Annotated in this window: 13 protein-coding genes; 2 read left to right on the top strand and 11 right to left on the bottom strand. The window is 66.1% G+C overall.

The window, feature by feature from the left end:
- Together FHW64_RS07370 and ruvC are read left to right on the top strand one after the other, a co-directional pair.
- A complete protein-coding gene (locus tag FHW64_RS07370; RefSeq protein ID WP_184524621.1) occupies nt 1-1,065 on the top strand; it encodes a phosphatidate cytidylyltransferase in 1,065 nt (354 codons plus the stop codon).
- 7 nt (nt 1,066-1,072) lie between these two features.
- On the top strand, nt 1,073-1,621 hold the full coding sequence (ruvC, locus tag FHW64_RS07365; RefSeq protein WP_184524619.1) for a crossover junction endodeoxyribonuclease RuvC: 549 nt from the start codon (nt 1,073-1,075) through the stop codon (nt 1,619-1,621).
- On the opposite strand, the gene FHW64_RS07360 is transcribed toward ruvC, so the two are convergent.
- The 11 genes from FHW64_RS07360 to mraY form a co-directional block, all read right to left on the bottom strand.
- On the bottom strand, nt 1,618-1,794 hold the full coding sequence (locus FHW64_RS07360; protein ID WP_177142683.1) for a hypothetical protein: 177 nt from the start codon (nt 1,792-1,794) through the stop codon (nt 1,618-1,620). The genes ruvC and FHW64_RS07360 overlap by 4 nt on opposite strands.
- A 10-nt stretch (nt 1,795-1,804) precedes the next feature.
- Entirely contained in the window at nt 1,805-2,728 is a 924-nt protein-coding gene (gene lpxC, locus FHW64_RS07355; RefSeq protein WP_184524618.1) for a UDP-3-O-acyl-N-acetylglucosamine deacetylase, read from the bottom strand.
- 79 nt (nt 2,729-2,807) lie between these two features.
- A complete protein-coding gene (gene ftsZ, locus FHW64_RS07350; protein WP_184524616.1) occupies nt 2,808-4,013 on the bottom strand; it encodes a cell division protein FtsZ in 1,206 nt (401 codons plus the stop codon).
- Between the two features lie 157 nt (nt 4,014-4,170).
- Nucleotides 4,171-5,400 carry a cell division protein FtsA gene (ftsA, locus tag FHW64_RS07345; protein WP_184524615.1) on the bottom strand — a complete coding sequence of 410 codons (1,230 nt, stop codon included), beginning with the start codon at nt 5,398-5,400 and terminating at the stop codon, nt 4,171-4,173.
- A 30-nt stretch (nt 5,401-5,430) separates the two neighbouring features.
- On the bottom strand, nt 5,431-6,216 hold the full coding sequence (locus FHW64_RS07340) for a cell division protein FtsQ/DivIB (protein ID WP_184524614.1): 786 nt from the start codon (nt 6,214-6,216) through the stop codon (nt 5,431-5,433).
- Between the two features lies 1 nt (nt 6,217).
- Nucleotides 6,218-7,195, bottom strand: coding sequence for a D-alanine--D-alanine ligase (locus tag FHW64_RS07335; RefSeq protein ID WP_184524613.1), 978 nt, complete (start codon nt 7,193-7,195; stop codon nt 6,218-6,220).
- Entirely contained in the window at nt 7,192-8,613 is a 1,422-nt protein-coding gene (gene murC / locus FHW64_RS07330) for a UDP-N-acetylmuramate--L-alanine ligase (RefSeq protein ID WP_184524612.1), read from the bottom strand. Before murC ends, FHW64_RS07335 begins: the two co-directional genes overlap by 4 nt.
- A complete protein-coding gene (gene murG / locus FHW64_RS07325) occupies nt 8,610-9,710 on the bottom strand; it encodes an undecaprenyldiphospho-muramoylpentapeptide beta-N-acetylglucosaminyltransferase (protein WP_409350604.1) in 1,101 nt (366 codons plus the stop codon). Before murG ends, murC begins: the two co-directional genes overlap by 4 nt.
- A gap of 61 nt (nt 9,711-9,771) precedes the next feature.
- The gene (ftsW, locus tag FHW64_RS07320) at nt 9,772-11,061 is read right to left on the bottom strand and encodes a putative lipid II flippase FtsW (RefSeq protein WP_184524610.1); all 1,290 of its coding nucleotides are present in this window, start codon (nt 11,059-11,061) and stop codon (nt 9,772-9,774) included.
- A 58-nt stretch (nt 11,062-11,119) separates the two neighbouring features.
- The gene (gene murD, locus FHW64_RS07315; protein ID WP_184524608.1) at nt 11,120-12,832 is read right to left on the bottom strand and encodes a UDP-N-acetylmuramoyl-L-alanine--D-glutamate ligase; all 1,713 of its coding nucleotides are present in this window, start codon (nt 12,830-12,832) and stop codon (nt 11,120-11,122) included.
- 7 nt (nt 12,833-12,839) lie between these two features.
- Nucleotides 12,840-14,018, bottom strand: coding sequence for a phospho-N-acetylmuramoyl-pentapeptide-transferase (gene mraY / locus FHW64_RS07310; protein WP_184524606.1), 1,179 nt, complete (start codon nt 14,016-14,018; stop codon nt 12,840-12,842).
- Nucleotides 14,019-14,031 lie beyond the last annotated feature (13 nt).

Raw genomic sequence — 14,031 nt, 5'->3', positions numbered from 1 at the left:
ATGAACGACTTTCTGCGCAACCTCACGCCGACCCAACAGGTCGCGACCCTTTTCTTCATCGTCTTCGGACTCCTTTTCATTGCCAGCGCGATCGCCTTCCTGCTGAGCCTGCGGGAAAGGCGCAACCCGGTCCATGACGAGATCTGGCAGCGGGAGCTGCAGCACTTCAGTTCGCTGCTGCGCACCAGCTGGTTGATGGCGATCATCTTCTGGATCGGATGGGCGCTGGGCCCGACGTTCGCGACCGTGCTCTTTGCGCTGATCTCATTCTTTGCGCTGCGCGAGTTCATCACGCTGTCGCCGACGCGCCGCGGGGATCACCGAAGCCTGATCCTGGCCTTCTTCGTGGTGCTCCCGATCCAGTACTGGCTGGTTGCCACTGCGCACTTCGATCTCTTCACCGTGTTCATCCCGGTGTATGTGTTTCTCGCGATCCCGGTCGTGAGCGCGCTGGCCGACGATCCGAGCCACTTCCTCGAACGCAATGCCAAGCTGCAATGGGGGATCATGGTCTGCGTCTACGGGCTCAGCCATGTGCCGGCACTGCTGCTGCTTTCCTTTCCGCGCTACGAGGGCAAGAGCGCGTTCCTGGTGTTCTACCTGGTGGTCGTCGTGCAGACCTGCATGCTGGTGCAGCATCTGGTCTCGCGCCGAAAGTCCATGCCGGTCACCGGCGCACCGTCTAACGAGATGCCCAAGGGCTTGCTGGGGCCTCTCAGGCATCGGCTGTTCATGCAGCCGCCTTTCGCGCCTCACGTGAGCCGCAGCTTCAACTGGACGAGCTGGGTGCTCGGCATGGTGATCGCAAGCCTGTTCGGCGCGCTGCTCTCGTTCATCACGCCGTTCAAGTACGGGCAGGCGCTCGCGATGTCCCTGATCGCCTGCGCGGCCGGCTCGATGGGTCATCTGGTGATGAAGGCGCTCAAGCGCGACCGCGGCATTCCCAATTGGGGGCAGCGTGGCGTGGGCGTGACCGGGGCGAACGGCCTGCTCGATCGCGTGGATGCGCTGTGCTTTGCTGCGCCAGTGTTCTTCCACGCGGTGCGTTGGTACTTCAACGTATAAGGGGCCGATGCGCATCCTCGGTATCGACCCCGGCCTGCAGACCACCGGCTTCGGCGTGGTGGACGTCGACGGCCATTCATTGCGCTACGTTGCCAGCGGAACGATCAGCACCCGCCACATCGGCAAGGGCCAGTTGCCGACGCGGCTCAAGGTGCTGTTCGACGGCATCGGCGAAATCAACGAGCGCTACAAGCCCGACGCGGCGGCGGTGGAGATCGTGTTCGTCAACGTCAATCCGCAGTCGACGCTGCTGCTCGGGCAGGCGCGCGGCGCGTGCCTCACTGCATTGGTCTCGTGCAACCTGAGCGTGGCCGAATACACGGCACTGCAGATGAAGCAGGCGGTCGCGGGCCACGGAAGTGCCGCCAAGGCGCAGGTGCAAGAGATGGTGAAACGCTTGCTGCAGTTGCCAGGCCTGCCCGGCAGCGATGCGGCAGACGCACTGGGCATCGCGATCACGCATGCGCACGTCGGCAGCTCGATGGCGCGTCTGGAAACCGCGGCGATGCTCGAAAAAGGGCTCGCCGGACGCTACCGGCAGGGGCGCACGCGCTAGAAGGCGCGTTCCGCGATCAGCACTGCGAAGAAGCCGAACGCCGCGAGCAGCGTCCACTTGAGGACGATCCAGCCGAAACGCCGGTACTTGACCTGCCCCGTGCCCGCGTAGAACGCGAACGAAGCGCCGGCCACCAGCAGAAGCAGCAGGATGGCCCAGCGAAAAAGCAGCATCGTCTTGGCGTTACCAGGCGCGCGCCACTTCGGCGAAGCCGGCCGGTGCGCGGCGCTCGTCGTCGAAGGTCACGATCTCGTGCGCGTCCTGGTGCGAGAGCAGCTCGCGCAGCAGCTTGTTGTTGAGCGCATGCCCCGAACGGAACGCACTGTACGCAGCCAGCAGCGGCTGGCCGATGACGTAGAGGTCGCCCATGGCGTCGAGGATCTTGTGCTTGACGAACTCGTCGTCATAGCGCAGGCCGCCGGCATTGAGCACCTTGGTGTCGTCCATGACGATCGCGTTGTCGAGACCGCCGCCGAGGGCCAGGCCCTTCGAGCGCATGTACTCGACTTCCTTGGTGAAGCCGAAAGTGCGTGCGCGCGCTATGTCCTGGCTGTAGGAGCCGCTACCGAGGTCGAACTCGAACCGCTGACCGGTCGAATTGACCACCCGGTGGTCGAAGTCGATCTCGAAGCTGAGCTTGAAGCCGTGGTACGGCTCGAGGCGCGCCCACTTCTCGTCGGCGCCCTGCCCTTCGCGCACTTCGACAGGCCGCGTCACGCGGATGAAGCGGCGCGGCGCGTTCTGCAGCTCGATGCCGGCGCTTTGCAGCAGGAAGACGAACGACGACGCCGACCCGTCGAGGATCGGCACTTCGTCCGCCGTGATGTCGATCAGGAGGTTGTCGATGCCGAGGCCGGCGCATGCCGACATCAGATGTTCGACGGTCTGCACCTTCGCACCGCCGGAAGAAACGGTCGATGCGAGGCGCGTGTCAGTGACCGCTTCGGCGGTCATGGGGATCGCGACCGGCTCGGGCAGATCCACCCGGCGGAACACGATGCCGTGATTCACCGGCGCCGGACGCAGCGTGAGCTCCACGCGCTGGCCGCTGTGGAGCCCCACGCCCACGGCACGGGTGATCGATTTGAGGGTACGTTGTGGAAGCACGGGCGCGATTTTAGAAGCGCGAGGCGTCCGGCGTACCGCCCGCCTCGCTATGTCCCCGATAGCTTCCACCGCGCCCCCATCAGTCTGCCTGGCGGCGCAGGAAGGCGGGGATCTCGAAATCGTCCATGCCGCCCGACGACAGCGCGTCCACCTTGGCGGCGGCCATCGTCCGGTTGGTACGCCACACGCTGGGCACTGCCATGCCGTCGTAGTTCGGCTGGGCGGCGGCATGGCCGACGCCGGCGCCGAGCGTCGGAACGGTGAACGGGATGTTGTCGGTGCCGGTGCGGATCACTTCGAGCGTCGGTGCCTGGCGGCGTGCGTCCTGGCGCGAGAGGCCGGTCGCGACCACGGTCACGCGCATCTCGTCGCCGAGGTTTTCGTCGTAGGCCGCACCGTAGATCACGTGTGCGTCCGGAGATGCGTAGGCGCGGATGGTGTTCATCGCGAGCTTCGATTCGCTCAGCTTCAGGGAAGCCTTCGATGCGGTCACCAGCACCAGAACACCCTTGGCGCCCGAAAGGTCGATGCCTTCGAGCAGCGGGCAGGCCACGGCCTGTTCTGCAGCGATGCGGGCGCGATCCGGGCCGCTGGCGGCGGCCGTGCCCATCATGGCCTTGCCGGGCTCGCCCATCACGGTGCGAACGTCTTCGAAGTCGACGTTCACGCCGCCGTACTCATTGATGATTTCCGAGATGCCGCCGACCGCGTTCTTCAACACGTCGTTGGCGTGCCCGAAGGCCTCTTCCTGAGTGACATCTTCACCGAGCACGTCGAGCAGCTTCTCGTTGAGCACCACGATCAGCGAATCGACGTTGGCTTCGAGTTCGTTCAACCCGGTCTCGGCGTTCGTCATGCGACGGCCGCCTTCCCAGTCGAACGGCTTGGTCACCACGCCCACGGTGAGGATGCCCATTTCCTTGGCGACGCGCGCGATCACCGGTGCGGCGCCGGTGCCGGTGCCGCCGCCCATGCCGGCCGTGATGAACAGCATGTGCGCGCCGCTGATGGCTTCGCGAATGTCGTCCACAGCGGCTTCGGCGGCATCACGCCCCTTCTCGGGCTTGCTGCCCGCGCCCAGCCCGTTGGTGCCGAGCTGGATGGTCTTGTGCGCGTTGCTGCGCGAAAGCGCCTGCGCGTCAGTGTTAGCGGAGATGAACTGAACACCTTGCACGCCACGATCGATCATGTGCGCGACCGCGTTGCCACCGCCGCCCCCGACGCCGATCACCTTGATCTGGGTTCCCTGGTTGAACTCCTCGATCTCGATCATTTCGATTGCCATGTTCTGACTCCTTGAATATGCAGTTGCCATGTTTGTGAATGAATTTGTTGTTGGAACCGTTGACGTCTTCTTCAGCGCGGTGGTCCGGTTCTTCGCCATCGCTCGTTGAAATGCCGCGGCGGACCCGCGCGCGCCAGCCAAAGTGGGGAGTTGTTCATCAGAAGTTCCCCACGATGAAATCCTTGAAGCGGCCGAAGGCTGTCTTCACGGAACCATTCTTTTGTGCGACCTTGAAGCCACGCAAGCGCGCATAGCGCGCTTCCTCGAGCAGGCCCATCACGGTCGCGGCCCGCGGCTGCGCCACCATATCGGACAGGGCACTCGAATATTTAGGAATGCCGCGGCGCACCGGCTTCAGGAAGATGTCCTCGCCGAGTTCCACCATGCCCGGCATCACCGCACTGCCGCCGGTGAGCACCACGCCGGACGAAAGCACTTCCTCGTAGCCCGACTCGCGGATCACCTGCTGCACCAGCGAGAAGATCTCTTCGATGCGCGGCTCGATCACGCCTGCGAGCGCCTGCTTGCTCAAGAGGCGCGGGCCGCGATCGCCGAGGCCCGGCACTTCGACCTGCGTTTCCGGATCGGCCAGCAGCTGCTTGGCGTAGCCGTTCTCGACCTTGATGTCCTCGGCGTCCTTGGTCGGCGTGCGCAGCGCCATCGCGATGTCGCTGGTGATGAGATCGCCCGCGATCGGAATCACTGCCGTGTGGCGAATCGCGCCGTTGGTGAAGATCGCCACATCGGTCGTGCCCGCGCCGATATCGACCAGCACCACGCCGAGTTCGCGCTCGTCCTCGGTCAGCACCGCCTGGCTCGACGCCAGCGGATTGAGCATGAGCTGGTCGACTTCGAGGCCGCAGCGTCGCACGCACTTGATGATGTTCTCGGCCGCGCTCTGTGCGCCGGTCACGATGTGCACCTTGGCTTCGAGCCGCATGCCGCTCATGCCGATCGGTTCCTTGACATCCTGGCCGTCGATCACGAACTCCTGCGGCTCCACGAGCAGGAGGCGCTGATCGCTGGAGATATTGATTGCGCGCGCCGTCTCGACCACGCGGGCGACGTCGGCGGGCGTGACTTCCTTGTCCTTCACCGCCACCATGCCGCTCGAATTGATGCCGCGAATGTGGCTGCCGGTGATGCCCGTGTAGACGCGGCTGATCTTGCAGTCGGCCATCAGCTCGGCTTCCTTGAGCGCCTGCTGGATGCTCTGCACTGTTGCGTCGATGTTCACCACCACGCCGCGCTTGAGTCCGTTGCTTGGCGAGATGCCCAATCCCGCCAGCTTGAGCTCGCCGTTGGGCAGCACTTCGGCAACCACTGCCATCACCTTGGCGGTGCCGATGTCGAGGCCGACAACGAGATCTTTGTAGTCTTTGGACATGAAGCTTCCTCTATTCGCTTTCTCTTGTGCTTACTTTTTCTTCGGCTGATCGGGCACGACCGTCGTCACGCCGCGCAAGCGCAACGCATAGCCTTCGTTGTGCCGAAGATCGGCGCCCTCGACCGAGGCCACCGTTCGCCCGTACTGGCTCGCCACCGGCGTGACCGTGCGCAGGAATCGCTGCGTACGCACCACCACTTCTTCACCCCGGCCGCGCCCGAGTTCGAGCACCGCGCCGCTGTCGAGCGTCGCGCGCCAACTCCCGCGGCTCGACAGCGACAGTTCGTCGATCGCCAGGTCGTAGGGCTTGAACAGCGGCGCCAGCACCCGGTACATCCCGAGCACCTGCCCCGCCTGGTCGACCGGGCCGTCAAGGCGCGGCAGGTTGTCGTCGACCTCGGCCACGTTGGCATCGAAGACCTCACCGAAGCCATTGATGAGGCGCGAGCCCGCGTCGTCGCCCCAGTGCGCGACCGGCTGGTGTTCGGTCAGCGTGACGCGCAGCTTGTTCGGGAATTCGCGGCGGACCACGGCCTTACGCACCCATGGCACCGACTCGAAGGCCGTACGCGCACGCGCGAGATCGATCGTGAAGAAGTTGCCCGCGAGTTGCGGCGCCACGTTGGCGCGCAGCGTCACCGCGTTGTTGTGCGTGACCTCGCCGTCGATCTTGATGCCGGCGAGCGGGAAGAAGGGCTGACGCAGCACCCACCAGGCGCCCGCGGCCAGCATCATGAGCGCGAACAGCGCGAACACCAGGGTCGCGGTCACGTTCATGAGCTTGACGTCGAAGGGCACCGGGGCGGTAGCGGCCATATCACTCTTCCATGCGTGTATGGCCCGAATCGAGCGTCGCCGAAGCGAGCACCCGCAGGCAGAGTTCTTCGTAAGCGATGCCGGCCGCGCGAGCCGACATGGGCACCAGCGAATGGCTGGTCATGCCCGGCGACGTGTTCATCTCCAGCAGAAAGGGCTTGCGATCGCTCGCGCGGATCATCAGGTCGGCACGGCCCCATCCACGGCAGCCGAGCTGGTGGTAGGCCGCAAGCGTGATGCGGCGGATCTCGGCCTCTTCCGCGGGCGGCAGGCCGCTCGGGCAGTGGTACTTCACGTCGTCGGTGAAGTACTTGTTCTGGTAGTCGTAGGCACCTTCGGGCGCGGCGATGCGCACCACCGGCAGTGCCACCGCATCGAGCCCGCTGCCGAGCACAGCGCAGGTGACTTCCTCGCCTTCGATGAATTCCTCGCAGAGGACGTCGGCGTCGTAGCGCACCGCCAGCGCCACCGCGTCCTGCATCTGCGAATAGCCCTCGACCTTGCTCACACCGATGGACGAACCCTCGCGCGGTGGCTTCACGATCAGCGGCAGGCCGAGCACGTCTGGCACCGCGTTGATCTGCTCACGGCTTTGCTGATCGAAGGCAAGGCGCACATAGTGCGGCGTCGGCAGCCCGTCGGCCTGCCAGATGCGCTTGGTCATGACCTTGTCCATCGCCACGCTGGAGGCCATCACGCCCGAGCCGGTGTAGGGGATGCCGAGAAGTTCCAGTGCGCCCTGTACCGTGCCGTCTTCGCCATGGCGGCCATGCAGCGCGACGAAGCAGCGCTGGAAGCCCTCGCGCCGAAGCTCGGCCAGATCGCGCTCTGCCGGATCGAACGGGCGCGCATCGACGCCGCTCGACTGCAGCGCTGCCAGCACGCCGGTGCCGGACATGATGGAGATTTCGCGTTCGGCCGACTTGCCACCGAACAGCACGGCAACCTTGCCGAAAGACTTGGGATCGATCACGCTCACTGCGCACTCCCTTCGCGCGTTCCAATTTCAACGACCTTGGCGGGCACCCCGCCGATCGAGCCCGCGCCCATGCAGATCACCACATCGCCAGCACGCGCGTTGTCGAGAATCGCCTGCGGCATCGCCGCGATCTCGTCGACGAATACCGGCTCGACCTTGCCCGCGACGCGCAGCGCACGCGCAAGCGAGCGGCCGTCCGCCGCCACGATGGGCGCCTCGCCGGCGGCATAGACCTCGCCGAGCAGCACCGCATCGGCCTGGCCAATGACCTTGACGAAGTCTTCGAAGCAGTCGCGCGTGCGGGTAAAGCGGTGCGGCTGGAAGGCCAGCACCAGCCGGCGACCAGGGAACGCACCGCGCGCAGCGGCGATGGTCGCGGCCATTTCGACCGGGTGATGGCCGTAGTCGTCGATCAGCGTGAAGCTGCCGGACGCATCGCCTTGCGCCGCGACTTCGCCATAGCGCTGGAAGCGCCGGCCCACACCCTTGAAGTCGGCGAGACCGCGCTGCACGGCTTCGTCGGGGATGTTGAGCTCCACCGCCACCGCGATCACCGAGAGCGCGTTGCGCACGTTGTGCTCACCGGGCAGGTTCAGCACGATGTCGAGGTCGGGCAACGTCACGCCGTTGCGCCGCTGCGCCGTGAAGTGCATCTGCGCACCCACCGCGCGGACGTTGACCGCACGCACCTGCGCGCCTTCGTCGAAGCCGTAGCTGGTAACGGGGCATGACACCTCGGTCACGATCTGGCGAACCGCCGGGTCGTCGGTGCAGAGGATCGCGACGCCATAGAAGGGCATGCGGTGCAGGAAGTCGACGAAAGCCTTCTTCAGCTTCGCGAAGTCATGCCCGTAGGTCTCCATGTGGTCGGCATCGATGTTCGTGACCACCGCCATGATCGGCAGCAGGTTGAGGAACGAGGCGTCCGATTCATCGGCCTCGACCACGATGTAGTCGCCGCTGCCGAGCTGCGCGTTTGCGCCCGCGCTGTTGAGCCGGCCACCGATCACGAAGGTTGGGTCGAGCCCCGCGGCCGCGAGCACGCTCGCGACGAGGCTCGTCGTGGTCGTCTTGCCGTGCGTACCGGCGATCGCGATGCCCTGCTTGAGCCGCATCAGTTCGGCCAGCATCAGCGCGCGCGGCACCACGGGGATGCGCTTCTCGCGCGCCGCGACCACTTCGGGGTTCTCGGCGTTCACCGCGGTCGAGGTGACGACCGCATCCGCGCCCGCGATGTGCGCCGCGTCATGACCCACGAAGGTCGTGATGCCGAGGCCGGCGAGCCGCCGCAACGTCGCGCTGTCGGCGAGGTCGGAGCCGGAAATCTTGTAGCCCAGATTGAGCAGGACCTCGGCGATGCCGCTCATGCCTGAGCCGCCGACGCCCACGAAGTGAATGTGATGGATCGCGTGTTTCATGAGCGCCCTCCACGGGGTTCGGCGAGTTCCTCGCAGGCGCGGACCACGGCGTCCACCGCCTCGGTTTTTCGCATCGTCCGGGCCTTCAGGGCCCGGTCCAGGAGCGCATCGCGCCCTGTTTTCTGTAGCAGGTCAGCCAGCAATTCAGGTGTCAGTTCAGTTTGCTGGACGAGCCAGCCACCACCCGCGTCGACGAGGAAGCGCGCATTGGTGGTCTGGTGGTCGTCCACAGCGGAAGGGAAAGGCACGAACAGCGCTGCTGCGCCGACGGCCGCGATTTCGGTGACGGTGCTCGCGCCAGCGCGCGCGACGATGAGGTCGGCGTCGGCGTAGGCACGAGCGGTGTCGTCGATGAATGGGGTGAGTTCGCCCTCGACGCCCGCCTGGGCGTAGTTGGCGCGAAGCTCGTCGATCTGTTTGGCGCCGCTCTGGTGCGTGACGCTCGGACGTTGGGCGGGCGCGATCATCGCGAGCGCCTTCGGCACCACCGCGTTGAGCGCCTTCGCGCCCAGGCTACCGCCGACGACCAGCAGCTTGAGCGGACCGGTACGGCCGGCGAAGCGCGTGGACGGCTCGCCTTGCGACGTGAATGCCGCACGCAACGGATTGCCGACCCATTGCGCCTTCTTGAGCACGTTCGGGAACGCGGTGAACACACGGTCCGCCACGCCGGCGAGGATCTTGTTGGCCATGCCGGCGACCGAGTTCTGCTCGTGCAGCACCAGCGGCTTGCCGACCAGCACGCTCATCATCCCGCCAGGAAAGGTGATGTAGCCCCCAAGGCCGACCACCACATCGGGCTTGACGCGCCGCACCACGCCAAGGCTCTGCCAGAAGGCGCGCAGCAGCCGCATCGGCAGCAGGGCCAACGTGAGCGGCCCCTTGCCACGCACGCCACCGAACTGCACCGGCTCGAAGGCGAAGCCGCGCGGCGGGACGAGCTGTTGCTCCATGCTGCCGGGCGCGCCCAGCCAGTGCACGCGCCAGCCGCGATCGCGCAATGCCTCGGCCACGGCGAGGCCCGGGAAGATATGACCGCCCGTGCCGCCCGCCATGACAAGTGCCGTCCTGGTCATACAAGCCCCCACGCTCGGCATTGCATGTCCTCGCTGCCCCCCGAGGGGGTGCGAGCTTGCTCGGGGCGGCCCAGCGCTGCGCTCATACACGTCCCCCTCTCATGAGGACGCGGTTCTCATAGTCGATCCGCAGCACCACCGCGAGCGCGATCACGTTCATCAAGATGGCCGAGCCGCCGAAGCTCATCAGCGGCAGCGTGAGCCCCTTGGTCGGCAGCGCGCCAAGGTTCACGCCCATGTTGATGAAGGCCTGGAAGCCGATCCAGATGCCCACGCCCTGCGCCACGAGGCCGGAGAACACGCGGTCGAGCGCGATCGCCTGTCGGCCGATGTGCATGATCCGTCGCGTGAGCCAGAGGAAGAGGCCGATCGCCATCAGCACGCCCACGAGGCCGAACTCTTCACCGATCACCGCCATCAGGAAGTCGGTGTGTGCCTCGGGCAGCCAGTGCAGCTTCTCGACACTGCCGCCAAGGCCGACGCCGAAGACCTCGCCGCGGCCGATCGCGATCAGCGAGTGCGAAAGCTGATAGCCCTTGCCGAGCGCGTGCTCTTCGCTCCACGGATCGAGGTACGCGAAGATCCGCTCGCGCCGCCACGGGCTGGTCGCGACGATGGTGCCGAAGGCCACCACCACCAGCGCAGCGATCACGAAGAACATCCGTGCATTCACGCCGCCGAGGAAGAGGATGCCCATCGCGATCACGGCGATCACCATGAAGGCGCCCATGTCAGGCTCGGCCATCACAAGCATGCCGACCACGACCACAGCGACGCCCATCGGCAGCACTGCGCGGAAGAAGCGCTCCTTGATCTCCATCTTGCGGACCATGTAGCTGGCCGCGTAGAGGATCATCGCGAACTTGGCCAGCTCCGACGGCTGGAAGCGCATGAAGCCCATCGGCAACCACCGACGTGCACCATTGACGTTGATGCCGATGTGCGGGATCAGCACCACGACCAGCAGCAGCAACGACAAGACGAAGAGCCACGGCGCGGCGCGCTCCCAGGTCCGCATCGGCACCTGGAAGGCCAGCATGCCGCCGACGAACGCGATGGCGAGCGAAGCGGCATGCCGCGTGAGGAAGAAGGTCGCGCTGTAGCCGGCGCGTGCGAAGCGCGGGTTGTCCGGCATCGCGATCGAGGCCGAATAGACCATGACCAGCCCCCAGGCCAGCAGTGCAACCGTGACCCAGACCAGCGCCTGGTCGAAGCCCAGTACCCGCACCGGCGCGGCTTTGGTCTGCGTCATGCCAGCGCTGCCGAGACGTACCGGCAGATGGATAGGCAACGCGTCGATGCTGCTCTTGGCGCGGCTGAACCAGCCGGCGAAGCGGCTGGTCTTTCCGGACGACGCGGGGACTGCGCTCATTCGGAAACCTCCGTGCTTCGCACTGCGGTGCGAGCGCCTTCGGGCGGCCGGGCGGCGCTCATGCCAGCCCTCCTTCGGCCGCGAGATCCTGGACCGTCTCGCAGAACACGGCCGCGCGGTGCGCGTAGTCCTTGAACATGTCGAAGCTCGCGCAGGCCGGCGACAGGAGCACTGCATCGCCCGGTTGCGCACGCTCCGACGCGAGCTTGACTGCTTCAGGCAGCGACCCAGCCTTCTGCATCGAGACGCCGGTGGCTTCGAGCGCCGCTTCGATCTGCGGCGCATCGCGGCCGATCAGCACCACGGCGCGCGCGTACTGGTGCACTGGAGCAGCGAGCGGCGCGAAATCCTGTCCCTTGCCATCGCCACCGAGGATCACGACCACGCGGCGGTCTTCGCCAAGGCCGATCAACGCGGCGACGGTCGCGCCGACATTGGTGCCCTTGCTGTCGTCGAAATACTCGACGCTGTTGATGATCGCAACCGGCTCGACGCGGTGCGGCTCACCCTGGTACTCGCGCAAGCCGTAGAGCATCGGCGCGAGCTGGCAGCCCGCCGCCGTCGCAAGCGCCAACGCGGCGAGCGCATTGAGCGCGTTGTGCCGTCCACGGATGCGCAGCGCATCGGCGGGCATCAGGCGCTGGATGTGGATCTCTTCCTCTTCAACCGGCGCGCCGCGCTTGCGCTTCTGCGTCTCGTCGGCTTCGAGCGCGCGGACCAGCCATGCCATGCCGTGCAGGCGCTCGATGCCGTAGTCGCCCGGGCGCTTCGGCATGCCCGAGCCGAAGGTGACCACCGTACGCGGCGCCTGCCCCTTGGCCAGCTTGACCGGTGCCGGACGCATGGCCATCACGGCCTCGTCGTCGCGATTGAGCACCATCGCGCCTTGCTTGCCGAAGATGCGTGCCTTGGCGGCGGCATAGGCGGCCATGTCGCCATGCCAGTCGAGGTGGTCCTGCGTGATGTTGAGCACCGTGGCGGCGGTCGGCTCGAAGCCCTGCACGCCGTCGAGCTGGAAGCTGGACAGCTCCAGCACCCAGACATCGGGCAGCGTGCCGGCGTCCATGCGCGCCGAGAGCGTATCGAGCAGCGTCGGACCGATGTTGCCCGCCACGGCGACCGTCTTGCCGGCGCGCTCGACGAGTTGCCCCGTGAGCGAAGTCACGGTCGTCTTGCCGTTGGTGCCGGTGATCGCGAGCACGGCTGGCGTGTAGCCCTTGGGCTTGGGCGGCGGCGCGATGACTTCAGGCACCGGCGTGAACGAGTCATCGTCATCGTCCGGAAGCTGGGGCGCGGATTCGGCGGCGGCCTCGGGCTCGTTCGCTTCCGAACCTGCCGCGTCTTCGGATGTCTGCGATGGCGGCGCCGGCTCCACCTCGGCCGCGTCAGCAGCTTCAGGCGCTTCGACTTCCTCGTTCACTTCCATCGTCCGCAGATCGGCCAGCGCCTGCGCAAACAGATCCAGCTCGCCGCCGACCGGTAACCCAACTGCGCGTGCCGCATCGACCACCACCGCGACGGTGGCGGGCGAAAGCCCGGGGGAGCGGTACACCGCGCGCACCGGCGAGCCTTCGATCAGCGATGCAGTGAACGAGCCGCCCACGAAACTCGCACCGGGAAGCTCCTCACGCAGCGTCGCCAGTTGCGGCGGCGCTTCGCGCGTGTCGGCCACGGTGACGATCGCACCCTGGCGCACGCACCAGCGCGCCATTGCCAGCCCGGACGCACCGAGGCCGAGGATCAGAACGTGGAGGTCCTTGAGATGCAGCATCGTCGTCTTACCGCAGCTTCAAGGTGGAAAGACCCACGAGGCACAAAAGCATCGTGATGATCCAGAAGCGCACGACGACCTGCGTCTCGCGCCAGCCGCTCTTCTCGAAGTGGTGATGCAGCGGCGCCATCTTGAGCACGCGCCGCCCTTCGCCGAAGCGCTTCTTGGTGTATTTGAAGTAGGTGACCTGCGCCATCACCGAGATCGCCTCGACCACGAAGATGCCGCCCATCACGAAGAACACGATCTCCTGCCGCACGATCACGGCGATGGTGCCGAGTGCGCCGCCAAGCGCGAGCGCGCCCACGTCGCCCATGAAGACTTGCGCCGGATGCGTGTTGAACCACAGGAACGCGAGCCCCGCACCCGCCATGGCCGAGCAGAACACCAGCAGTTCGCCCGAGCCGGGAATGTGCGGGAACAGCAGGTAGCGCGAATACACCGCGCTGCCGGTGACGTAGGCGAACACACCGAGCGAAGACCCGACCATCACCACCGGCATGATCGCGAGCCCGTCGAGGCCGTCGGTGAGGTTCACCGCGTTGCTCGCACCGACGATCACCAGGTAGGTCAGGATCACGAAGCCGATGCCGCCGAGCGGATAGCTCACTTCCTTGAAGAAGGGGACCAGCAGGTTGATCTTCGGCGGGAAGTCGAGGTCGAAACCCGAGCGAACCCACGAGAAGAACAGTTCGAGCACGCGCCAGTTGGAGCTCTCCGAAATGCTGAAGAGCAGATAGAAGCCCGCAACAAGCCCCACCACCGACTGCCAGAAGTACTTCTCGCGCGAGCGCATGCCTTCCGGGTCCTTGTTGACGACCTTGCGCCAGTCATCGACCCAGCCGATCGCGCCGAAGCCGAGCGTGACCCAGAGCACGATCCACACGAAGCGATTCGAGAGATCGAACCAGAGCAGCGTTGCAAGCGCGATCGAGAACAGCACGAGCACGCCGCCCATGGTGGGCGTGCCGCTCTTGGTGAGGTGCGTCTCCATCGCATAGCCGCGCACCGGCTGGCCGATCTTCAGCGCGGTGAGGCGCCGGATGACGTACGGACCCGCGGCGAGGCCAAGCAGCAGCGCGGTCAGCGCGGCCATCATGGCGCGGAAGGTGAGGTACTGAAACACGCGCAGGAAACCGAATTCCGGCGACGTCGCCTGCAGCCATTGGGCAAGTGTCATCAGCATGATGTGAACGCGC

It is taken from the genome of Variovorax sp. Sphag1AA (genome assembly GCF_014192575.1).
Lineage (GTDB): Bacteria > Pseudomonadota > Gammaproteobacteria > Burkholderiales > Burkholderiaceae_C > Variovorax.
The sequence above is the reverse complement of the archived record's forward strand: the minus strand, read 5'-3'. Positions and strand labels throughout refer to the sequence as shown.